The sequence below is a fragment of the Streptococcus gingivalis genome, assembly GCF_035544715.1.
In the GTDB taxonomy this organism is placed as follows: domain Bacteria; phylum Bacillota; class Bacilli; order Lactobacillales; family Streptococcaceae; genus Streptococcus; species Streptococcus gingivalis.
Genome location: NZ_JAYKTO010000002.1, coordinates 96,833 through 119,304 on the forward strand (window position 1 = coordinate 96,833; position 22,472 = coordinate 119,304).

Below are 22,472 nucleotides of genomic sequence, written 5' to 3' on the forward strand. Positions count from 1 at the left end.
TTTTATTCTTGTGTTTCGGCCTTAGCTGCGAGCTTGGCTTGTTTTTTTCGTTCTCGACCTTGGCGGAAGAAGGTCTGCATGATGGCTGCACATTCTGCTTCCAAGATTCCTGTTTCCACTTCCACCCGGTGATTGAGGCGCTCATCTGTCAAAATGTCGTAGAGACTTCCTGCTCCGCCAAACTTCTGATTGGTCGCCCCGTAAATCACCTGGGGAATCCGAGCTAGACCAATGGCACCACTACACATGACACAGGGTTCAATGGTCACAAACAGAGTCGTATCCAGCAAACGCCAGCTCTCTTCATGCTGATTGGCTTCCTCGATCGCCATGATTTCCGCATGCATGACCGCCCGCTGCAGCTCCTCACGCGCATTATGTCCACGCCCGATAATCTGACCATCCTTGACCAAGACACAGCCAATCGGTATTTCATCATTGGCGAGGGCAATCTCCGCCTCCTTCAGGGCTTCCCTCATAAACATCGCTTTTTCCTCTATCGTGTAGTCCATCTCTTCCTTCTTCCTTTTAGTTTCTTTGTTCATTATACCATAGGCAGCTTACGACTCACAAAAAAAGCCGCCGATTGGGCGACTCTTATGGGAGATTATTATGAAAAAGTTTAGGAGGTTTAAACAAAGTTAGGAGGTCTTTGTTTATGCTTCTAGTATAGCTGGCCTATCTTAAATAAAGCTTAAGTTCTCTGAGTATTGATGATTTTGGAAATATCACCACTTAGAATCTCAAAAATATCTGACAAATTGCTGGCTTACTACTATCCGCTTTGTCGCAGAACCAACTATTGTGGCATCGCTCATCCTTTACGTAACTCAAGGATTTGGTCATAGCGCTCTTCTTCATCAATATGATGGGCTATTTCTAGTACCGTGATCGGCAAAGAAAAGATTAGGTCTCTAACCAGACGACTATTTTTTTCGTCCAAAGCTGATGTCACTTCGTCCGCTAATAAAATATCCTTCTCGCGTAAGAGAAAACGAGCCAACTCTAATCTGACACGCTGACCTCCTGAAATGTTTTCACCATTATTATGAATTTCTACATTCAAAATATCCTGAAATTCATCTATTAAGCCAACTCGGTCCAATACCTCCAATAATTCATGGTCCTGAAAGGGCTGACCAAAAGTTAGATTATAGCGGATAGTATCGTTAAACAGGAAGGGATGCTGGCTAATTAAACCGATATTCCCTTGGAAATGACTCGTTATTTGATTTCCATCATACTGAACGAAAATGTCACCCTCATCACATACTTCTTCTCCTAAAATCAAACGAAAAAGAGTCGTCTTTCCAGACCCGCTCGGTCCTTTGATTAAGACCTTCTGACCTACTGAAATCGTCGCCGTCAAATCAGAAAAAAGCTGACGTTCAGCAAAACTTTTTGAAATATGATTTAAGCGCAACGATTCGAGATTTTCAACAAATTGATCCTTTGTCTCTTCGAAATCAGGTTCTTCCTCGATAATCTTAAACAGGCGGTTCGCAGTCGGCAAGGCACCTTGGAGATTGGCTGCACTGTACATCAGAGTTTGGATCGGTTCTACCAGCATCCCCGCAGCAACATACATAGAGATGAGGCTTGTAATAGAAATAGAATTTCCCTGTAAACTCAAATAAAAGCCTAAAGCAAGAGGAACAACCTGACTAAAAAAGACTATAAATCCATTAAAGAAAAAAATAATATTATGTGTGAAACAAAATCTTTGGATGGCTTTTTGATATTCTCCGTTTAAATCATTCACGCGCTCTTCATTCAGCCTCATGGCCTGATTAATCCGTAAGGTTTGGCTGCCTTGCATACTATCCGAGACAAGCCCATGTAATTTCGTTCTAAGCTTGGACCAGCTGTCTCCCGAATCTTGTAAACGACGATTCATGATGAACTGAGGAATAGGTCTCATAATCGTAAAAATGACAAAAATAAGTCCTAAGAGAAAATTTTGTGAAACAATATAAATGGCTGTAACAAGGGCGACAAATCCCCAACTCACCATAACATTTATATTTTCCAAATAATTATCGCCCACATATTCCATATCTTGAGTTAGCAGACTAACTTTTTCATCATTGGAAAATTTAGGATTCAATATGACTTTCTTAAATAAAAGGGCACGGACACTTTTGTTGATTTCTCTTCGGAATATATTGTGCGAATAGTTTGAAAACAGCATCAGACTATAAATAACAAGATAGACAGACAAACCAAATAAAACAAAATTGAGAATTTTTCCATAAGAAAGGCCGTCTTGATCTAACTTCAAGGCCTTCGTTAAAATCAGAGGTTGCGCCAACACCAAACCACTATTCACAATACGCCCTAAAAAAATAGGAAAAAGATACTTCTTATCAATGTACTTATAAATATTTCTCATAATTATCATCCATCAAAATAGAGGGCTAGCACAACCCTCTTCTCTAATTTATTTAAAATCGTGATTATTTACAATCACAATTATAGTTAAATACTCTAGGTTTAGCATTCATTTTGTCATCGAATTTGTTATTCACTTTAACCTTCACCGAAAATTACAATCTCCATGTGTCAAAATTGTTAGTTCCAATAATTCAGCATCTGTATCGCTTATTTTAGATAGATACTTTTCGACCTCATACTCACCCTCACTTAAATATTTATTTTTATCAAGATAAGCATGAAACTCTTTCCTAATCACATCATTGCTGTCGACTACTCTATTCAATTCATTCGTAAGAAAAAATGAATGATTGGTTTTAGTATTAAAATACAACGTACCATCATCAGTACTATATTTTAATATATATCGTGACAAATTCATATTATCACCTCTTAATCTGTGTGACTTAACCTACAGTAAGTATACACCGATAGAAATATTAAATAAAGCAATATTCAGCAGATTAGAAAAGTTCCAACTTTTAATATTTTGGAAAAGGTTATCCTATAAAAGCTGCAATTTCGCCAACTTCTTGAGCAATATAGGTGGCGCCGGCTTCTTCCAATTCTTCCCTGCTTCCAAAGCCATAAAGGACACCGATAGAATCAAACTTTTGCGCTTGAGCGCCAAGCACATCGTGCTCCCTGTCTCCAATCATGATGGTATGCGCCAAATCTGTAATCCCATTTTGCTCCAAGGCATACTGGATAACATCGCTTTTTTTACTACGTTTTCTATCCATGGTCGCACCAGCGACAAAGTCAAAATAATCATACAAACCAAAGTGTTTGAGAATTTGAATGGAAAATTCTTCAGGCTTTGACGTAGCTACAATCAACTGTTTGCCAGCCTGCTTGAGAGAAGCCAGCAAGTCAGGAACGCCTAGATAGACCTCATTTTCATAAAGGCCTTTTTCGGAAAAATACTCATGATAGTAGTCAATGGCCTTTAAACATTCTTCCTTAGAAAATCCATAAAAGCGCTCAAAAGACTCCTGCAAGGGCGGACCGATGAAAACTCTCAATGCTTTCTTGTCTGGCACTTGAATCCCATATTTTCCTAAGGCATAGGCCACCGAGTTGGTAATCCCTAGTTCTGAATTGGTCAAGGTGCCGTCTAGGTCAAATAAAATCGTTTGATACATTTTTTCCTCTTTCTGCTTTCAAAAAGAGGCTGGGACAAAAGTCCTAGCCTCTCAATTGTCTTTGGATTGTCGAGCAAGACGCAGTGGTTGAGTGGGCTCTACTACGCTGATTTCATCAGCTTTTACAGCCCTACTCAACTGTGCGGAGGTGGGACGATGAAATCGAATTCTAACGAATGACCGATTTCTGTCCCACTCTCTTATCTTCATTTGCTTATAAACTAGACCAAACACTTTCCAAGATATTGGTTTGCTCGCGACCTGGTCCGACTGAGAAGGTCGAAATGCGGACTCCAACCAGTTCGCTGACACGGCGAACATAATTGCGGGCATTTTCTGGAAGCTCATCCAAGTGGCGGACACCTGTGATGTCTTCTGACCAGCCTGGTAATTCTTCATAGATTGGTTTGCAACGTTTGAGTTGCTCCAAGCTTGCTGGGTAGTGGTCGATGCGTTCCCCATCCAAGTCGTAGGCTACACAGATTTTCACTGTATCCAAGCCGGACAGAACGTCGATCGAGTTCAAGCTAAGGTTGGTAATTCCTGACACGCGGCGGCTATGGCGCATGACAACTGAGTCAAACCAACCAACACGACGAGGACGACCGGTTGTTGTCCCATACTCATGCCCCACTTCACGGATCCGGTCCCCCACTTCATCAAAGAGTTCTGTAGGGAATGGTCCGTCACCGACACGGCTGGTATAGGCTTTACATACACCGACAACCTTGTCGATCTTGCTTGGGCCGACACCTGATCCGATGGTCACCCCACCAGCAACTGGGTTTGATGAAGTAACAAATGGATAAGTTCCTTGGTCGATATCCAACATAACCCCTTGGGCTCCTTCAAAGAGCACGCGCTTGCCGTTATCCAAAGCATCGTTCAAGATGACAGAAGTATCGGTTACATATTGTTTGATTTGTTGACCATATTCATAGTATTCTTCGAAGATATCGTCAAAGGAAAGAGCCTCTGCTTCATAGAGTTTGGTAAATTGACGGTTCTTTTCTTCCAAGTTGATGCGCAGGCGTTCTGCAAAGACGTCGCGGTCCAAAAGATCCGCGATCCGGATTCCCACACGCGCAGCCTTGTCCATGTAAGCTGGTCCAATCCCTTTGATGGTCGTTCCGATTTTGTTGTCCCCTTTTGACTCTTCTTGGAGACGGTCCAATTCGATATGGTAAGGGAGGATGACATGGGCGCGGTCTGAAATGCGCAAACTGTCTGTTGTCACACCTTCTTCATGAAGATAAGCCAACTCTTTGACCAATGATTTAGGATTGATCACAACCCCATTCCCAATGACAGAAATCTTTTCAGGGAAGAAGATACCTGAAGGAATCAAGTGCAACTTGAATTTTTTGCCGTCGATCACGATGGTGTGACCGGCATTGTCCCCACCTTGGTAGCGAGCAATGACTTCTGCATTGGCTGATAGGAAGTCTGTAATCTTCCCTTTTCCTTCATCTCCCCACTGGGTTCCTACAACAACTACTGATGTCATATCTTTGTCTGAGCTATATAGCTCGTCCTTTCTTGAAAAGCAGGCAGGAATCTCACCTGCGATTATGTTTTATACCTCATTATATGAAAAATTTGACAATTTTTCAAGGAGGGTTCATCATTTCATTTGTTTTTTCTCTTATGTAGACGAATTACATTTTTACAAAATATGTATTTTCTGAATTTTAGTACTTAATTTAAAATAAAAGTTCGGAATTTTTGTAAAATCGTAGCGGAAATTTGCTTTCTTTTTCCGTTTGTAATAGACTAAAATAACTACCATAGGACGGTGAAACGATGACGATTAATCAATTACTGCAGAAACTGGATACATCAAGCCCTATTCTCCAAGCGACCTTTGGTCTGGAGAGGGAAAATCTGCGAGTGACAACTGATGGACACTTAGCTCAAACTGCTCATCCGAGTCAGCTTGGTTCCCGCAATTTCCACCCGACCATCCAAACAGACTTCAGCGAACAACAACTGGAACTAATTACACCTATTGCTCACTCTACTAAGGAAACGCGGCGCTTACTGGGAGCTATCAGCGATGTGGCAGGCCGCTCAATTGACCAGAGTGAATGCCTGTGGCCTCTGTCCATGCCACCGCAGCTGACTGAAGAAGATATTATCATCGCCCGTCTGGAAAACGAATACGAACGCCACTACCGAGAGGGTTTAGCGAAAAAATATGGCAAAAAACTACAGGCCATCTCTGGCATCCACTACAACATGGAGCTAGGGAAAGATCTGGTCGCTGCTCTCTTTCAAGTCAGCTCCTATCATTTACTCAAGGACTTTAAAAATGACCTCTATCTCAAACTGGCTCGAAACTTTCTGCGTTTCCGATGGCTCTTAACCTATCTCTACGGTGCTGCTCCTCTGGCAGAAGCCGGCTTCTACAGTCAGGAATACCCGCAGCCTATCCGCTCTTTTCGCAACAGCGACTATGGCTATGTCAATGACGAGAATATTCAGGTGTCCTACACTTCTTTGGAGCAATATGTAACCGATATTGAAAACTACGTTCAGTCTGGCGAGCTCAGTGCTGAAAAAGAATTTTACTCAGCCGTTCGCTTCCGTGGACAGAAGCACAATCGCGCCTATCTGGAGCAGGGTATCACCTATCTGGAATTCCGCTGCTTCGATCTCAATCCTTTTGACCATTTGGGCATTAGCCAAGAGACCTTAGATACTGTCCATCTCTTTTTACTGGGCCTGCTCTGGCTAGATGATGTAGAAAATGTTGATGCAGTATTAAAAGCTGCCCATGATTTGAACCAGAAAATTGCTTGTAGCCACCCGCTGACTGCCCTGCCAGATGAGGCAGACAGCTCAGCCCTTCTCCAAGCCATGGAAGAGCTCATCCAGCATTTTGAACTGCCAACTTACTATCAAACTTTGCTGGACCAGATGAGAGAGGCTCTCTTACATCCTCAGCTGACACTGTCAGGACAGCTCCTGCCCCATATCCAGCAAGATTCCTTAACAGCTTTTGGTCTAGAAAAAGCAGAAGAATACCACCGCTATGCCTGGACTGCTCCTTATGCCCTCAAAGGCTACGAAAATATGGAACTGTCCACCCAGATGCTACTCTTTGATGCTATTCAAAAGGGGCTAAATGTCGAAATTTTAGATGAAAAGGACCAATTTCTCAAGCTTTGGCATGGTAGTCATGTAGAATATGTCAAGAACGGCAATATGACCTCCAAGGATAACTATGTCATCCCTTTGGCCATGGCCAATAAAACAGTCACCAAAAAGATTTTGGCAGCAGCTGACTTTCCCGTTCCGGCTGGAGCAGAATTTTCTTCTCTAGAAGAGGGACTGGCCTACTACCCTTTGATTAAGAACCGAGAAATTGTTGTCAAACCCAAGTCAACTAACTTCGGACTGGGCATCTCTATCTTCCAAGAGCCAGCTAGCCTGGAAGCTTATCACAAGGCTCTGGAGATTGCTTTTTCAGAAGATGTCGCCGTCTTAGTGGAGGAATTTATCGCTGGAACGGAGTACCGCTTCTTTGTCTTAGACGGACAATGCCAAGCAGTCCTCTTGCGAGTGGCGGCCAATGTCGTCGGAGACGGTCAGCATACCGTGAGAGAATTGATTGCCATCAAAAATGACAATCCTCTGCGGGGCCGAGATCATCGTTCACCGCTTGAAATCATTGAACTGGGGGACATTGAACTGCTCATGCTGGACCAGCAAGGCTATGGACCAGATGATATCCTGCCTGCTGGAGTCAAGGTTGACTTGCGGCGCAATTCCAACATTTCTACTGGCGGAGACTCGATTGATGTCACAGACAGCATGCACCCATCTTATAAGGAACTCGCTGCGGACATGGCAAAGGCTATGGGAGCCTGGGCCTGTGGCGTTGATCTCATCATCCCTGACAGCTCTGCTATTTCCACAAAGGAAAATCCCAACTGTACCTGCATCGAGCTCAACTTCAATCCTTCTATGTATATGCACACCTATTGTGCTGAGGGGCCGGGACAAAGCATTACTCCGAAAATACTAGCTAAACTTTTCCCAGAAATGGACCTATAAAGTAAGAAAACGCAGAAGATGTCTCTGCGTTTTTGTTTTGTAACCGAGGTAGAGTTTTAGATGATAACCTAAAAAGATTAAGCATGGTCCTCCTACAAGTTTAAAATAGCAAGTCATTTGCTGTAAAATCATCCTCTAACAAGCAAATTTCAAACCTCTCCTGCATATAGCAGAGGAAATCTTCCCTTTTTCCCAAAAAGAATCATAGGCCGCGAATACAAGGCTAGTATCATCTGAACAAGTTCCAGCCAGTTACTGTTGGCTTCCATAGCCCACCATCTCAATCGCTTTAAAACTGCCTCGGGTTAAAAATTCATACGGAACCCCTAATGCATCAGCTACCGCCAAACCATAGACTGCCGCTTTCAAAGATTGGTTCATGCTAGCCTCCTTTGTTTTATTATACTATTTTTGGTCTTAAAATTCTTCCTAACCCCAAAAAACAAGCGCAGGCCTGCGCCTGTTTTTCTATTTTGTGTTAAAATAAAAGGTATGGACAAAATTATCAAAACTATCTCAGAAAGCGGCGCTTTTCGTGCCTATGTACTAGACAGTACAGAAACCGTACGAACAGCCCAAGAAAAACATCATACACAAGCTAGCTCCACGGTCGCACTTGGCCGTACCCTGATCGCTAGTCAAATTCTCGCAGCCAATGAAAAGGGAAACACCAAGATAACAGTGAAAATCCTGGGCACTAGCTCACTTGGTGCTATCATCACTGTGGCAGATACTCAAGGAAACGTCAAAGGCTACGTGCAAAATCCTGGTGTGGATATCAAGAAAACAGCGACCGGTGAAGTCGTGGTCGGACCATTTGTCGGAAACGGGGAATTCCTAGTGATTACCGACTACGGCACAGGCAATCCTTATCATTCCATGACACCTCTCGTCACTGGAGAAATCGGTGAAGACCTAGCTTATTACTTGACTGAAAGCCAACAAACGCCATCTGCGGTTGGGCTCAATGTCCTCCTTGATGAAGAAGACAAGGTCAAGGTTGCCGGTGGTTTCTTGGTGCAGGTCTTGCCAAATGCCAAGGAAGAAGAAATTGCCAGCTTTGAAAAACGGATCCAAGAAATGCCGGCCATTTCTACCCTTTTAGCCTCTGACGACCATATTGAAGCCCTTCTTACTGCCATCTATGGTGACGAACCATACAAGCGTCTCTCAGAAGAAGAGATCCGCTTCCAGTGTGACTGTAGCAAGGAACGCTTCATGAATGCCTTGGCAAGCTTACCAGCCAAAGACCTTCAAGAAATGAAGGACGAAGACCATGGCGCGGAAATCGCTTGCCAATTCTGTCAGACAACTTACCACTTTGATGAAAACGACTTGGAGGAACTCATTCGTGACAAATCTTAATACACCTTTTATGATTGGGAACGTCGAGATCCCAAACCGGACGGTCCTAGCCCCCATGGCCGGAGTGACCAACTCAGCCTTCCGGACCATTGCGAAAGAACTGGGGGCGGGGCTCGTTGTGATGGAAATGGTCTCTGACAAGGGGATCCAGTACAACAATGAAAAAACTCTGCATATGCTCCATATCGATGAGGGAGAAAATCCTGTATCGATCCAGCTCTTTGGGAGCGACGAAGATAGCTTAGCACGCGCAGCAGAATTTATCCAAGAAAATACCAAAACTGATATCGTGGATATCAACATGGGCTGCCCGGTAAATAAAATCGTCAAGAACGAGGCGGGTGCTATGTGGCTTAAAGATCCCGATAAGATCTACTCTATCATTAACAAGGTTCAATCCGTCCTTGATATCCCTCTCACTGTTAAAATGCGGACAGGTTGGTCTGACCCTTCTCTAGCAGTTGAGAATGCCCTCGCTGCCGAAGCTGCAGGTGTCTCTGCCCTTGCCATGCATGGACGGACTCGGGAGCAAATGTATACAGGTCATGCGGATCTTGAGACCCTTCACAAGGTTGCACAAGCTCTGACCAAGATTCCATTTATCGCAAACGGAGATATCCGTACGGTTCAAGATGCCAAACAACGGATCGAAGAAGTCGGTGCCGATGCGGTCATGATTGGTCGCGCTGCTATGGGCAATCCTTATCTCTTCAACCAAATCAACCACTACTTTGAAACAGGAGAAATCCTGCCTGATTTGACTTTTGAAGACAAAATGAAGATTGCTTACGAACACTTGAAACGCTTGATCGATCTCAAAGGTGAGCACATTGCCGTTCGTGAATTCCGTGGTCTCGCCCCTCACTACCTCCGTGGTACCTCAGGTGCAGCTAAACTACGCGGCGCCATCTCCCAAGCTAGCACTCTGGCTGAGATTGAAGAACTCTTACAATTAAAAGCATAGAAACGCAAAAAACAGGACCTCATGTGAGGTCCTGTACTATTTTTAAATAAGTTAAGCAATTCGGCAAAGAAATATAAATATGTTTTAATTTTTTGAGCGAATCAAAAAAATACCGAAACTTTCCGCTGTGAGAAAAGTGCCTGAAACACGATTGTTTCAGGCACTCGGGAGTTTTGAGACCTTAGGCTCAAAACTAAGTCATGGAACTTCTTCGAAGTTCGCTGACGTCCGTACTCACCTAAGGAAAGTTTCTAAGATGGCTTTGTCATTAATCTAAAACAGGACCTCACACGGGGTCCTGTTTCTATAGATTGTCTGTTTGCAGGCCGAGTTGTTTGACTCTGGCGGTGTAGTAGGTCATGATCAAAAAGAGGTTCACTGTGATCAGCCAGATGGCCCATTTGTGAATAAAATGCATGAGGATGGCTACACTAATAGCTCCCGCAACAAAGCTTCCAACGACAATCCCGTAATTCATAGCCTGCCTGCGATACTCGTCCAAATCTCCCTTTCCTCGAGTGATTCGGTACAAGGCCGTCAGCATCTTGCGATAATTTCCGGAAGTCATAAAGATCACATAAGGGTGATTTTCGATGAGGCTCCCTGTAAAGGTCAACATCATCATCCCTGTTCCAAAAGCAATAAAGGGAACTTCTACAGGTGGTATGACAGACACCAAGGGAATCAGGAGTGTTACCACAAACAAAGGAATCAACATCTTGGTCCGCCAAAAGGCTGTCTTGCGATACTCTTTGATATGGAGGGCAACCAAAAAGCCGATCGAGAAAAATAGAATAGATGAAAAACGCATGATGGTATTTTCGACACGGGGATCGTGCCAATCAGCGATGAGAAGCAGGAGGTTCCCCGTTTGGGTCGCGACCAAACTCCGGTAGTGCATGTGGCAAAAAACATCGAGGCCCCCTCCGATAAAACCAAGCAGAGCCCCCATCAGTCGTGTATTTTGTGGTAAAATTATTTTTTCTTCCATAGTCTTGTCTCTTTTGATTTCAATTATGATTATTATACCACTTTGCACACAAGTGGAGCAGGAAAAATCAGAAAAAGCCCTTCCGTTACTAAAAGTAAGGGAGGGCTGGTAGAATGAACCCCGCTCGATCTACTGTTTTAAGCGATAGGTCTTGCGTGGTTTTTTCTTAGGAACCCGCTTGACACCCACTTCCTCCACGAATTCTCCGAATTTTACGAGGAAGTTATTGCTAACGATGGGGCGTCCAGGATTGATCAGATTGACCAACTCGGTTGCTTCATAAACGGTGAAAGGCTCCTCTAACAGATAGAGGAAGGTTGGATTCCAGTCTAGACGACCCTGAATCCGCTTGATCGATTCTTGAATAATCTGATAGTGGTCAAAGGCAAAATCAGAAGCAGCTAAGGATTCTCCATCGAGCAAGCACTGGGACTTTTTGAAGTCGACATCGAGAAAAACGACTTCCTTGGCATCGTCACCTGCATGAGCTAAGTCTACTGCTTCTGCTGGCAGATAGACCAGATGGGCAATGGTAATGACCCAGCCTCTGGGGTCCCGCCCAGGGGTGGAAACTGTCATGAGTTGTTCCACCTTATTCACTGGAAGATCGAGCCCAACTTCTTCTTTGACTTCTCGGATACAGGCATGAGTCGCATCTTCATCCTTGTTCACAAAGCCCCCCACCAAGGCGAGGCGGTGTTGATAAGGGTGGGCCTTGCGGCGAATGGCTAAGAGCTTGAGCTGGCCTTCAACAAAACAGTAAGCTACCATGTCCGCTGTGACACTTGGAGTTTCATAAGTCGGCAGGTCTTGCTCCTTGTACCACTTGAGAAAGTCTGCTTCACTAGCGGCCGTCTCAAAATACTCTTTCTCCGTCATTCCTGCTGGAATTGAGAGACTTGCCATCTAAGCCACCTCCTTCTTGAGGGCTTTGGTCCATTGGTACCAGCCCACTAGGCTATTCAGCGTGTAGACCCAGTACATCCCTTGGATGTGAAGGCTCTGATCCCACCAGAGATAGATACTAAAGACGTTGGTCGCAATCCAGAAGATCCATTGCTCCCGGTAAAGGCGAGTCATTAGGAGCTGACCGACCCCATTGGTCGCATCGGTGATACTATCGCGGAAAGGGCGAGCGCTATGGATGCTCTGATACGCAAAGCCCATACCAATCCAAATAACAGCACACAAGGCCAAGTAGCGCATCCACTCAATCAAGTTCAATTTCTTGGCTTCAAAGTGAGATTCTTCGACCTTACCTTGATCATTGATCCGATTAGAGAGCCAAACATAGAGACCGATCGGTTGCATGATGAAGAAATAAAGAGTTGTCAGAACTTCCCCGTAGAAGTTCTTATTGAGGGCTAAAACGAGGTAGATCGCTGAATTCACTGCTCCAAAAAGGTAGTTACTAGCACGCCCTTCTGCAACCAGGATGACGCAGACAATGCCTGTCCAAGAGGCAAACAGTCCCAGCCAATCATGCTGTCCTGTCCGATTGGTCCATTCTAAGAAGAAGGGAACACTAGAAAGAAGGAGGAGATAAATCCATTGAAAGGCTGTGCGTCCTACAAAAAGGTCCTTCCATAGAAGTTTCATAATATTGACAAAGCCTTGCTTTTTCGCTTCTCGGTGAACATTTCTAAAGTCTTGGCTAAAAGTTGCGAATTTTTCAGATAGGTTTTTCATAAGCTGCTCCTTAGTCGGCTTGGTAAATGGCATCGATCACCTTCTTGGCTTCTTCGTAGTTGCCGAGGTAGTCTGATGCGAGGAAAGTGGTCGGAATGTTTCCTAGGTATTGCTGGCGCAATTGGTCCAGGTAATTTGAAAAGCTGGTGCGGATCTCTTCGTCAGCCATGGTCATGTCTCGGAAACCATCATTGACATAGGAACCGATCGGCTGGACAAAGAGGATCAAATCCCATTTTTCTTTGGAGAGAATACTGACAAAGAGGTTGTCAAAGGTATCAGTCATGCTGGTATCCTGACCTTCGACCTCCATGTAGTAGTCGTAATAACCCTTGGTCACTAGGGAATTGGTATCTGCGATGACAAGGCCTCTATTGGCACTACTATCGATGAGCTTAGAGGTTTGATCATACTGTCCTAAGAGTAGATAATAGTAATCTTTTGGCGTGAGCTCATCATCTCGAACATTGTTCTTGATCTGGTATTCACGGGCATACTCAAGACTAACAGGTGCATCGTAAAAGCGGGCTAAGTCCTTTGCAAGGGTCGTTTTCCCGTTGCTGGCGCTCCCCATGATCAAGACTTTTTTCGTGAACTGGCGACGGAAGGGCTGGGCAATGTATTTCCAGTATTTGCTGGGATTTTCCCGGATCATGGTAGCAGAGATCCCGAAGCGACGCTCTTCTAAGTGAACTTCAAACCCTCTAGCTTCCAACTCTTCCTTGTAGGCTTTCTCCCCTACATAAAAGATCAACTCTTCTGTCTCTGTTTGATACTGGATGGTGTCTAGGGCTGTCTGTAACCAAGGCTCCCAGCCCAAGGGATAACGAGGAAGTTCTGTCTCATCTAACTTATAGACTTGGGTCAACTCATCATTTGAGAAAGCTTCGCGGATATAACGGAAGCGTTTTTGTAAAGGCAGTCCCACTTCTTCGCCACGATCCCCTTCGTAACCAGAAACGATGACACGAACGCGATCACACTGACGCTTGGCCCGCTGGATCAGGTCAATATGCCCTTGATGAAGAGGCGCAAAGGTTCCAAAAACCAGGGCAATTCTTTCTTTTTTCATATAAGCTCCTTTTTATAATTTTTTATAAATAGATTTTCTTTATGTTTTTATTATAAACTATATTTTCTATCTGTCAATAGTTTTTTATAAAAAAATATATTTTTATTCAAATCAACAAAAAAAGATCTGAAAAGAGATGCTTATCCTTTCAGATCTTTCGAATTTTATTCACGAGTGAGGGAGTGGCTGACACCGTCTTTCAAAACCGTCACACTAGATACCGAGCCATCTTTTCCAACTACGATATCTAGAGTCGCTGCAGATCCATCGCCTGCTGAGAGATTAGCATGGTAATGACCATCATCCAAGGTATAGTTATAAGCGCTGATACCATAGGCTACGGGTTGGCCCCCAGGAAGTTGGATGGTCACTTGACCACCTTGGCCAATAGTGACTCCAGTGTCGCGTTTGTCAGACCAATTCCCAGCTGCTGCAGAGAAATCCCCTGCTGCTACAGAATAGACTCCCTTGTATTGGGCATTCTCTGTAGCAGAAGCTTGCTTCTTAGCATGGGCATGGCCGTCTTCTAGACTTGGCAATTTTGCTTTCGCTGGTGTTGCTGGAGTGGCTACTTCTTTTGTTACGGGTGCTGCTGGTGTCGCTTCTTTAGCTGGAGCAGGTGTTTGACTAGCTGCAGCTTGGTTATTTTTGCTACCAACGGTATGACTTTCTTCTGATTTGCTATCAGAGGATGAAGAGGCAATGGGATCTTTACTAGTGATCACTTTTTTCTTAGAAGAAGAGCTGGTTTGTTTAACCAGACTGGTCTTTGAACTACTTGCTTCTGAAGTTTTTTCTTCTTTATTCCCGCCACAAGCTCCTAGGAAAAGACTAGCTGTCAAAGCTAGGGCTGCTAGGGAAATGATTTTTTTGTTTTTCATAACAGAACCTCTTTTTGTAACATTTGTAATATTTTGTAACGTTATTGTAACACTGTTATATGAGGCTGTCAATAGTTTCTCAAATATTTTTCTAATTTGAAAGAAATTTTAGGTAAGTTCCTAAACTTTGCAAAAAAAGCCGGACATACTGTCCAGCTTTTCTTATTTATACACTTCTTGATAGAATTCGATCTTGTCCCCTTTTTTAACGGTGGTTTCTGCAGCACCTTTTGGAGCCATTTCGCCATTGATCTTGTACATCCAGTAAAGACCTTTGGCTTCATCTTGGCTGTGACCGTCAATCGAGGTGATCATGCCATTTTTTTCTTCAATCTTGTAGTTGGCTTTGAGCACTTTCATGAGGTTGCTCTCTTCTGCTACTTTCAAGGTTTTCGATTGCGCTTTTTGACCTTCTGGCGTCACGCTAATCGTAATCGAAATTTCGTTTTTCTTGGCAACTTCTGTGCTAGAAGCACTTGTTTGATGGTTTGTGCTATGAGACGAAGCGCAACTCGCTAAAAGAAGAGCTGCAAGTAAGGTCATCAAGCTAGAAATGGTTTTTTTCAACATAAAATCTCCTAAAGATTTGATAGATAATGGGATAGAAAATGATCGTCGACAGAGCATGGGCAAGGTTAAAACTAAAACCATTGACCAAAGCATAGGTCCACCAAGGAATATGGTATATCAAGGCATAAACACTATCGATCAAGACCCCATAAGCAAAGGACAGTAGGCCCACAAAAAGGATCTGAAGGACAAAGGGCAACCACTTGTAACTGATGCGCCAAATGAGCATCAAACAGCCAAAGGCGACAATCTGAAAGAACACAATCAGGCTCATCCCCAGGAAAAAGGCGGAGACAAACATGGTGATCATCATCACAAGAAAAGCAAAGCTATACCCTTCAAATATCACCAAGAGAAAAAAGATGGCAGAAATAGGTTGGACATTTGGGAAAGGGGCAAAAGCCTGACGTAGAGCGACACAAAGGGCCGCCAAAAGCGAAATACGGGTTAATCGCTGAAGCGTCATGACATCCTCCTAGACAATCTCAAACTTGATCGTTCCGGCTGTCGTTCCAACCTTGATCGTTTGTCCTTCTTGGGCTTGGCCTTTCAGCAATAGCTCTGCTAGTTGATCTTCCACTTCGGTCTGCAAGACACGACGCAGTGGGCGAGCTCCCATTTCTGGATCGTACCCTTTGGTTGCTAGCAACTTGAGCGCTGAAGGCTGGAATTTGAGGGTCATGCCTTGTTCTGCCAAGGTCGCGATGAGCGGTTTGACCATGACTTTCACTACCTGCTGCATGTCCTCGCTTGAGAGACTATGGAAGACCACCTTTTCATCAATCCGGTTGATAAACTCTGGACGATAGGTCTTCTTCAACTCTTCAAACATGCGTTTTTCCATATTGGCTTGGTCAAAGCGGATATCTTTAGCACCAAAGCCAACTGTCTTATCATCCCGAAGGGCTGTTGCTCCCAGGTTTGAGGTCATGATGATGATGGTATTGGAGAAGTCGATCTTCCGGCCTTTGCTATCGGTTAAGACTCCGTCATCCAAGACTTGCAAAAGGACATTGAAAATATCTGGGTGGGCTTTTTCCACCTCATCAAATAAGAGAACTGAATATGGTTTGTTGCGGACTTTCTCGGTCAACTCGCCTCCTTCTTCGTAGCCCACATAGCCTGGAGGAGCTCCGTTGAGGCGACTCGCCGCGAATTTTTCCATGTACTCACTCATATCAAAACGGATGAGGGCCGATTCATCATCAAACAGAACTTCTGCCAAAGCTTTGGCTAACTCTGTTTTTCCGACACCGGTAGGTCCTAGGAACATGAAAGAACCGATCGGACGTTTATTGCTACGGATACCTGATTGATTGCGTCGAATAGCCCGACTGATACTCGAAACCGCTTGGTCTTGACCAATCACGCGCTTGTGCAATTCTGCTTCTAAGTTTAGGTACTTCTTGGCATCGGTTTGAGTCAGTTTTTGAGTTGGAATACCAGATAATTGGCTCAAAGTCACCAAGACATCTTGGTCAGTGACTTCTTTTTTGTAGACAATGGGAGCGGCCTCTACTTCTAAGAGCTGGGCTGCTTTCTTCCACTTGCCATCCATCAAAGCCCGGTCTAAGGCGGTCAACTCTTCTTTTACGTGACCGTTGGAATCGCGGTTTTGTACAGTAGCTGCCGCTTCATCCAAGAGATCAATGGCTGAATCTGGCAATTGACGACTGGTCAAATAGCGGTGGGCATATTTGACAGCTGTTTCGATCGCTTCATCGGTAATGGTCACATGATGGTGGTCCTGATAGGTCTCTTTCAAGCCTTGGAGAATTTGGATGCTATCTGCAACACTTGGCTCTTCAATGGTGACTTTCGCAAAACGTCGAGAGAGGGCTGCGTCTTTTTCGATATGCTTTTGGTACTCATCTTGAGTCGTTGCTCCAACTGTACGCAAGGTTCCCCGTGCCAGGGCTGGTTTTAGAATATTGGCTGCGTCTAAGGTCGAATCAATACCGGATCCTGACCCCATAATGGTATGCAGTTCATCGATAAAGAGAATCACGTGACCGTCTTCTTCGATGTCCTGGATGATATTGTTCATCCGTTCTTCGAAGTCCCCACGGAAGCGCGTCCCTGCAACGACATTCATAAGATCCAATTCAAGGACACGCATTTGCGCGATTTCAGCTGGAACATTGCCACTAGCGACACGCTGGGCCAGACCTAATGCAAGGGCGGTTTTTCCGACCCCTGCTTCTCCCACCAATACAGGATTGTTCTTCGTCTTGCGGCTGAGGATTTGGATCATGCGTGAAATCTCTGCATCCCGGCCGATCACAGGCTCAAGCTGGCCTGCACGCGCCATTTCTGTCAAATCACGGGTATAATCTTCAAGACCTCCACTGGTGCTTGGGGGCATGCCCATCATATTTCCCATGGTTTGGCGGTTAGGGTTTTGGGCTCGATAGAGACTCCGAATGGCTTTGATATCATTCTTGTCCCAACCTGCCTTGTCCTCAAGATTCTTTCGAAGGGAGGCAATAGGAACTCCCTTGTCTTGCTCTGTAAAGGCAAAGCCAGCAAACTCCATGACTTGGCTCGCCAAGGTCCCACGGTCTGCTAGAAGAGAGAGGAGCACATGCTCTGTTCCCAAGGTCTTGGCATGAAGGACCTGGGCAATCTCTCTTGCGTGTTTCATAATGGCTTCCATCCGATAAGAAAATGGGAAGATTTCATACCGATTGTCGCTTTGAAAAGCTTGGCCTGTGATATGCTCCGCTGCATCCTGAAACTCATCGATCTGCATAGGATAATCGTTCAGTACAGAACCTGCCACGCTATAGGGATTATTGGCCATAGCCGTCAGGAGATGCCAAGTATCTAAGGTATGCCCCTGATAGTGGCCTGCTAGTATTTGGGCCGCTTCTATACTTTCTAACAGTGCTGTTGAATAGTTCATCTAGTCGGTATTTCCTTTTCTATCTACTTGTTGAATGATTTTTTTCAGCATCGTTGCTCGTAGGATGAGAGCATCTCGACCTAGGACCTCATCGGAGGTCGTCGCAAGCAAGAGCTGAGTCTCACGTTTTGTCAATAATTTTTCTTCATAGAGCATCTGGAGGATATCATTAAAGACCTGCTGGCTGATGGTCTCTCCAATATTGGCTGCCAAGTCTTGGAGCATCTGATGGTGATCTGAAAACTGGACCTTGCCAATGCGGATATAGCCCCCACCACCCCGCTTGCTCTCTACAATATAGCCTCGACTCTCGGTAAAGCGAGTCTTAATGACATAGTTAATCTGACTGGGTACAACCTGAAAGACATCGGCTAACTCACTTCTTTTGAGCTCTGCCATGCCAGCTTGAGCCAGCAAGGCCTTGATATAAGCTTCAATGCTATCAGATGTGTTCTTATTTGCCATGATGCTCCTTTCTGGCTTGTTTTTTTCTAGATGGATGCTCTGCTCTTTGGCCCATAAAAAATGGCCTTGGAGTGTTCCTTCTCATCATTGACCTTATTTGACTATTATACAATTTTTACGGCTGTAAATAAAGCAAAGACTCCATGGAAATAGGAATCTCTTAAGAAGGCAAAACAAAAGAGGCTAGTGAGAACTAACCTCTTATGCGAAGAAGGAACTACTCTTTGCGACGAGCGAATTTGGCGCCTCCACCCAAGAAACCTAGACCAAGAAGGCCTAACCAAGCAAAGAAACCACCTTCTTTTGTACCGGTTTGAGGAAGTTTTCCTTCCGATTGTAGAGAAGGACTTTCAACATCTTCTTTTTCCGGATGGTCTGAAGTCGAAACAGAAACTGCTTCTGGGGTTTTCGGTTGCAAGAGAACCGGTCTTTCTTTTTCTTTTTTGTCTTCAGCTTGAGAAAGAGTCATAACTTCTGGTTGCACCTTACTTGGAGTTACAGGAGTGGTTGGAGTCGGCATATCAGCTATCAACGGACTTTCTTCCGCTTCCTTCGTTCCGACTTCTGTGATCTGGTCCTGGGCCTCCACTTCGACAAAGGCATCGACTTCTGTCCGAATTTCTTTGCCTTCTTCTTGTCGGACTTCGATCAATTTCAACCGGCGTCCGACCTTCCCTGCTTGAAGGATCCGGCTCTCACCCTTGGTCAAGTCCTTGTTCTCACGCGTTTGACTCTCAAATGGAATCTCCTCCGCTTCGATGAGAAGTTCTGGCTTTTCAAGAATCAGATCCCGAACACCTTGATCTGGTCGTGTCTGCGTCAGGGGTTCATAATTGCGAGCATCTTCTAAGATGGTTTCAAGGGCTTCCACTTGATTAGCTGCAGCAACCAAATCTGGTTGCTCTTGATTCAACAACTGAGTCAAGTCCGTCAATTGTCCTTGAACCTTCGGTTTGAGGTCTGCTTTCAAACGATCGAGAGAGGTAGCCTTGATCTTTTCTACTCCTTCTCTGATGATCTGTTGCAGCTCTTCTTGACTGAGCAACTGGCTATCTTTCCCTGAGAGGATAAATCGGTCTACCTGGATGGCTCGAGATGACTGAGGATCATTGAGGGCTGGATCTAAGTGCAAGCGTAGCTGGTGGTAGCCTTTTGCTAGGCCTTGCAGATTGACCAAACTCTGGTCGAGCTTGCGTTGGTCTCCATAGCCACTGAAATAATGATCGCCGTCGATCTCATAATCATGGCCCCGACCTTCTTCGAAGGCCATTTCTTTTCCATCCAAAGTGACGCTGTAGAGACCATGACTTGGATCAACCACTCCTCGGACCTCCACGCCGGTGCCCTTAAAGGTAATGGTCACTTCAATGTGTTTCTTGCCTTCTTCATCGGTCACTTGGTTAAAGCTCGACCAAGATTCTGTGCCATTTGAGAAGTTTGGATTGTCTGTCTCATGGTGCCAACCCTCACTGTAATGCAGTTTCGGATCTTGGTCATCCACTTCTTTGCGATTTTCTGGCAACTGGTCTTCATTCATCACTTGAACTGTCAGTTCTGGAATAAAGCCGACAAGGCTTCCTTGATCCGGATGGAGCAATTTGACCTTAAAGTCATAGACGTCGGTCGCTTTTCCTGCAAAATCAAGGGTTGGAACTTGGACTGTTTTTTCTGTCTCGCCATCTGCGAACTCAAGGGTGACGTTGGTATCTTTGTAGACCTTGCCATGAACCCCTGTTCCTGGTTCTGTGATTAATTTGAGACTGGCACTTCCTTTAGAGCCACCTTTTCTCTTGACGACAACTTGCGCTGGGTCGCCTTTCTTAACGGCTAGGGTTGGCTGAGCAAACTCAAAGAGACCCTTTTCTTGGTTATTGAGGGCATAAATCCCTTCCGTTGCGATCGCATCTCCCTTGCTATTGACCAAGGTCAAGGTGTGGGATCCTGCTGCCAAGTCCGGTGTTTCATAGACCTTTTGGCTGCGTTTGCGGCTTGGGCTTTGGGTATTGACCGTCGCTAGCTTTTGGCCATCGACATAGATATCCATTTCCCCATGACCAGGGTCGACAGTTGCGACCACATAGGCCTTGGTGCCTTCAAACTGATAGGTCACCGAAGCCCCTTTTTCCTTGGTCCACATAGAGGTCCCTCGAACACCTTCTCCCTCTTCATTCCATTGGCCATTGGCCCGCTCTGCTGCCCGGTCAGAATGATAAGTCAAACCAAGCGGATAGCCATCGGTTTCTTCAATGCTAGCGGGTGTCTTATAGACAGAGACTCCGTTCAAGATTGGAGTAGCTTGGGCATCGGTGATGGACACCCGGATATAACGACTATCAACTGGTTGCCCTTTGATCAATCGGCGATATCCTACGGTTGAGCCAGCCCCATATGGAACCCATTGGCCATTCACAGCCACATCAATGGTGAAACCAGAAATCCGTTGGCCTTTCTCGATGGTTTCTTTAAGCTCTACCACATCAAAATGCTGTTCTTTTCCAAGATCGAGGACAAAAGAGCCGGTCTTAGCATCATCTGCAGGTGCCCAACTGGTCTTTTCATCGCCATCTGTCAAATGGCTGGCCTTGTAGAGCGGATTGCGTCGTGTCGAGTCAGCTTCTACCAAAGCTCCTGCCGCATAGTTCACACTGTAGAGTTGGTCCAAGGTCTGACGAAATTCTTTCAAACGGGCCACATCGGCATCCGCAAATTTTCCGTCTTGGTTAGGTGGAATATTGAGCAAGAGTGGAGTTCCACGGCCGACCGATTTGAAGTAAATGTCCATCAATTCGCGCAAGGACTTAGGCTCTTGGTTGTCATGGTAGAACCAGCCGGAGCGAATAGAGACATCGGCTTCTCCCACTGAGTATTGCTTCCCTTCCGGATCCCCGTGATTGAGGTAGCTATTGGATGGATTGTTGCGGATCTTATCTGGATTGACCTTTTGCCAAACCGGATCTCCGGCAATCCCCTTTTCATTTCCAATCCAACGAACATTGGTCGGCTCAGCTGAGAAGATGGCAATATCCCCTTGGGCCTTGCGAATGGCTTCAAACCACTTGTCAAAGGTATAGGTGACCTTTTGAGCCCCATCGCCACGCGCTCCATCCATCCAGACTTCTACGAACTTGCCCTTGTTACCATATTTTGGATCTTCAAGGATTTCCTTAAGCTGGTTGAGATAGTATTCATTGTATTGGTCCTCTGTATCCACATGGTAGAGTGGGCTGTGAGCATCCCAAGGCGAGAGGTAGACCCCCATGTCCATGTCATACTTGCTGGCAGAAGCAGAAACCTCAGCTAGAACATCGCCTTTTCCATCCTTCCAACCGCTTTTAGCAATGGTATGGTCGGTGTATTTGGATGGGTACAAGAGGAAGCCATCGTGGTGCTTGACGACCATGATGGTTCGTTTGAAGCCCGCGTCTTTCAGGGTTTTGATCCACTGATCGGTATCCAGATGCTCTGGATAGAAATAATAAGGATCTTCTTGCCCATCCCCCCACTCACGATCATAGTAAGTATTCATCCCAAAGTGGATGAAAGCTGCTAGTTCTTCACGGTGGTATTGCATCTGAGCCTTGCTTGGAAGTGGTCCGTAATCCGCAATCTCAGTCTCCTCGTTTAGAGAAGTGGCTGGTTGGCTTGCTTCTGTCCCTTGACTGACTGTGCGATTTTCTTTCTCACTAGTAGCTGCTGAGGGCTGTTCTGATTCTTCTTGGGGCTCGTTCACAGTTTTCTCCTCCTTTCCTTGATCTCCTGCATTGCTTGTTTCAACCCGTTCTTCACGCGGTTCATTATTCTCAGCTTGTTCCTCTGCGTAACTGGTAGTAGCTCCTAAAAAACAAGTCGCTACGACTACCGAGCAGACGCCTACTGAGAGTTTACGAATGCCAAATTGATTTCTCTGATCAACTAATCTTTTTCCCATATTCC

Annotated in this window: 19 protein-coding genes; 3 read left to right on the forward strand and 16 right to left on the reverse strand. The window is 45.1% G+C overall.

Features of this window, described 5'->3' with window-relative positions; all coding sequences use genetic code 11:
* Positions 1–2 precede the first annotated feature (2 nt).
* From tadA to SM122_RS06800, 5 genes are all read right to left on the reverse strand, one after another.
* Entirely contained in the window at positions 3–512 is a 510-nt protein-coding gene (gene tadA / locus SM122_RS06780) for a tRNA adenosine(34) deaminase TadA (protein ID WP_195327022.1), read from the reverse strand.
* Between the two features lie 302 nt (positions 513–814).
* Entirely contained in the window at positions 815–2,392 is a 1,578-nt protein-coding gene (locus tag SM122_RS06785) for an ATP-binding cassette domain-containing protein (protein WP_195327023.1), read from the reverse strand.
* A 144-nt stretch (positions 2,393–2,536) separates the two neighbouring features.
* Positions 2,537–2,815 carry a hypothetical protein gene (locus SM122_RS06790; RefSeq protein ID WP_003009004.1) on the reverse strand — a complete coding sequence of 93 codons (279 nt, stop codon included), beginning with the start codon at positions 2,813–2,815 and terminating at the stop codon, positions 2,537–2,539.
* Between the two features lie 118 nt (positions 2,816–2,933).
* Positions 2,934–3,578, reverse strand: coding sequence for an HAD family hydrolase (locus SM122_RS06795; protein ID WP_031575622.1), 645 nt, complete (start codon positions 3,576–3,578; stop codon positions 2,934–2,936).
* A gap of 214 nt (positions 3,579–3,792) precedes the next feature.
* Positions 3,793–5,085, reverse strand: a complete 1,293-nt coding sequence (locus tag SM122_RS06800; RefSeq protein ID WP_195327024.1) for an adenylosuccinate synthase — start codon at positions 5,083–5,085, stop codon at positions 3,793–3,795.
* A gap of 296 nt (positions 5,086–5,381) precedes the next feature.
* On the opposite strand from SM122_RS06800, the gene gshAB reads away from it, so the two are divergent.
* Positions 5,382–7,637: a bifunctional glutamate--cysteine ligase GshA/glutathione synthetase GshB gene (gene gshAB / locus SM122_RS06805; protein WP_324737913.1), complete on the forward strand. Its 2,256-nt coding sequence runs from the start codon at positions 5,382–5,384 to the stop codon at positions 7,635–7,637.
* Between the two features lie 252 nt (positions 7,638–7,889).
* On the opposite strand, the gene SM122_RS10920 is transcribed toward gshAB, so the two are convergent.
* The gene (locus tag SM122_RS10920) at positions 7,890–8,018 is read right to left on the reverse strand and encodes a hypothetical protein (RefSeq protein ID WP_003002006.1); all 129 of its coding nucleotides are present in this window, start codon (positions 8,016–8,018) and stop codon (positions 7,890–7,892) included.
* A gap of 111 nt (positions 8,019–8,129) precedes the next feature.
* Between SM122_RS10920 and hslO the strand changes: the two genes are divergently transcribed.
* On the forward strand, positions 8,130–9,002 hold the full coding sequence (hslO, locus tag SM122_RS06815) for an Hsp33 family molecular chaperone HslO (RefSeq protein ID WP_308012660.1): 873 nt from the start codon (positions 8,130–8,132) through the stop codon (positions 9,000–9,002).
* A complete protein-coding gene (gene dusB / locus SM122_RS06820; RefSeq protein ID WP_049471951.1) occupies positions 8,989–9,966 on the forward strand; it encodes a tRNA dihydrouridine synthase DusB in 978 nt (325 codons plus the stop codon). The genes hslO and dusB overlap by 14 nt, the downstream gene beginning before the upstream one ends.
* A gap of 304 nt (positions 9,967–10,270) precedes the next feature.
* On the opposite strand, the gene SM122_RS06825 is transcribed toward dusB, so the two are convergent.
* The 10 genes from SM122_RS06825 to SM122_RS06870 all read right to left on the reverse strand — a co-directional run bounded on the left by SM122_RS06825 (position 10,271) and on the right by SM122_RS06870 (position 22,467).
* Positions 10,271–10,957 (reverse strand): YoaK family protein, encoded by a 687-nt coding sequence (locus tag SM122_RS06825; protein WP_118096107.1) that lies wholly within the window; start codon positions 10,955–10,957, stop codon positions 10,271–10,273.
* A gap of 129 nt (positions 10,958–11,086) precedes the next feature.
* The gene (locus tag SM122_RS06830) at positions 11,087–11,863 is read right to left on the reverse strand and encodes an NUDIX domain-containing protein (protein ID WP_150906669.1); all 777 of its coding nucleotides are present in this window, start codon (positions 11,861–11,863) and stop codon (positions 11,087–11,089) included.
* Positions 11,864–12,646 (reverse strand): nicotinamide riboside transporter PnuC, encoded by a 783-nt coding sequence (gene pnuC, locus SM122_RS06835; RefSeq protein ID WP_049498178.1) that lies wholly within the window; start codon positions 12,644–12,646, stop codon positions 11,864–11,866.
* Between the two features lie 10 nt (positions 12,647–12,656).
* On the reverse strand, positions 12,657–13,718 hold the full coding sequence (locus SM122_RS06840) for an AAA family ATPase (RefSeq protein ID WP_049498179.1): 1,062 nt from the start codon (positions 13,716–13,718) through the stop codon (positions 12,657–12,659).
* Between the two features lie 164 nt (positions 13,719–13,882).
* On the reverse strand, positions 13,883–14,599 hold the full coding sequence (locus tag SM122_RS06845; protein ID WP_125826657.1) for a hypothetical protein: 717 nt from the start codon (positions 14,597–14,599) through the stop codon (positions 13,883–13,885).
* Between the two features lie 162 nt (positions 14,600–14,761).
* Positions 14,762–15,169, reverse strand: a complete 408-nt coding sequence (locus SM122_RS06850) for a DUF4430 domain-containing protein (RefSeq protein WP_155170439.1) — start codon at positions 15,167–15,169, stop codon at positions 14,762–14,764.
* Entirely contained in the window at positions 15,147–15,635 is a 489-nt protein-coding gene (locus tag SM122_RS06855; protein WP_003002175.1) for a hypothetical protein, read from the reverse strand. The genes SM122_RS06850 and SM122_RS06855 overlap by 23 nt, the downstream gene beginning before the upstream one ends.
* A 9-nt stretch (positions 15,636–15,644) precedes the next feature.
* Positions 15,645–18,074, reverse strand: coding sequence for an ATP-dependent Clp protease ATP-binding subunit (locus tag SM122_RS06860; protein WP_049485777.1), 2,430 nt, complete (start codon positions 18,072–18,074; stop codon positions 15,645–15,647).
* Positions 18,075–18,539: a CtsR family transcriptional regulator gene (locus tag SM122_RS06865; protein ID WP_049472688.1), complete on the reverse strand. Its 465-nt coding sequence runs from the start codon at positions 18,537–18,539 to the stop codon at positions 18,075–18,077.
* 217 nt (positions 18,540–18,756) lie between these two features.
* Positions 18,757–22,467 carry an alpha-L-fucosidase gene (locus tag SM122_RS06870; RefSeq protein ID WP_155170438.1) on the reverse strand — a complete coding sequence of 1,237 codons (3,711 nt, stop codon included), beginning with the start codon at positions 22,465–22,467 and terminating at the stop codon, positions 18,757–18,759.
* Positions 22,468–22,472: the final 5 nt, after the last annotated feature.

Bases quoted from the DNA above. Each gene is read 5' to 3' on its own strand.
- SM122_RS06865 (WP_049472688.1), bottom strand. From the start codon at position 18,539: ATGGCAAATAAGAACACATCTGATAGCATTGAAGCTTATATCAAGGCC.
- hslO (WP_308012660.1), top strand. From the start codon at position 8,130: ATGGACAAAATTATCAAAACTATCTCAGAAAGCGGCGCTTTTCGTGCC.
- SM122_RS06870 (WP_155170438.1), bottom strand. From the start codon at position 22,467: ATGGGAAAAAGATTAGTTGATCAGAGAAATCAATTTGGCATTCGTAAA.
- SM122_RS06825 (WP_118096107.1), bottom strand. From the start codon at position 10,957: ATGGAAGAAAAAATAATTTTACCACAAAATACACGACTGATGGGGGCT.
- pnuC (WP_049498178.1), bottom strand. From the start codon at position 12,646: ATGAAAAACCTATCTGAAAAATTCGCAACTTTTAGCCAAGACTTTAGA.
- SM122_RS06860 (WP_049485777.1), bottom strand. From the start codon at position 18,074: ATGAACTATTCAACAGCACTGTTAGAAAGTATAGAAGCGGCCCAAATA.
- SM122_RS06850 (WP_155170439.1), bottom strand. From the start codon at position 15,169: ATGTTGAAAAAAACCATTTCTAGCTTGATGACCTTACTTGCAGCTCTT.
- gshAB (WP_324737913.1), top strand. From the start codon at position 5,382: ATGACGATTAATCAATTACTGCAGAAACTGGATACATCAAGCCCTATT.
- SM122_RS06785 (WP_195327023.1), bottom strand. From the start codon at position 2,392: ATGAGAAATATTTATAAGTACATTGATAAGAAGTATCTTTTTCCTATT.
- SM122_RS06800 (WP_195327024.1), bottom strand. From the start codon at position 5,085: ATGACATCAGTAGTTGTTGTAGGAACCCAGTGGGGAGATGAAGGAAAA.
- SM122_RS06840 (WP_049498179.1), bottom strand. From the start codon at position 13,718: ATGAAAAAAGAAAGAATTGCCCTGGTTTTTGGAACCTTTGCGCCTCTT.
- tadA (WP_195327022.1), bottom strand. From the start codon at position 512: ATGGACTACACGATAGAGGAAAAAGCGATGTTTATGAGGGAAGCCCTG.
- SM122_RS10920 (WP_003002006.1), bottom strand. From the start codon at position 8,018: ATGAACCAATCTTTGAAAGCGGCAGTCTATGGTTTGGCGGTAGCTGAT.
- SM122_RS06795 (WP_031575622.1), bottom strand. From the start codon at position 3,578: ATGTATCAAACGATTTTATTTGACCTAGACGGCACCTTGACCAATTCA.
- SM122_RS06845 (WP_125826657.1), bottom strand. From the start codon at position 14,599: ATGAAAAACAAAAAAATCATTTCCCTAGCAGCCCTAGCTTTGACAGCT.
- SM122_RS06855 (WP_003002175.1), bottom strand. From the start codon at position 15,635: ATGACGCTTCAGCGATTAACCCGTATTTCGCTTTTGGCGGCCCTTTGT.
- SM122_RS06790 (WP_003009004.1), bottom strand. From the start codon at position 2,815: ATGAATTTGTCACGATATATATTAAAATATAGTACTGATGATGGTACG.
- SM122_RS06830 (WP_150906669.1), bottom strand. From the start codon at position 11,863: ATGGCAAGTCTCTCAATTCCAGCAGGAATGACGGAGAAAGAGTATTTT.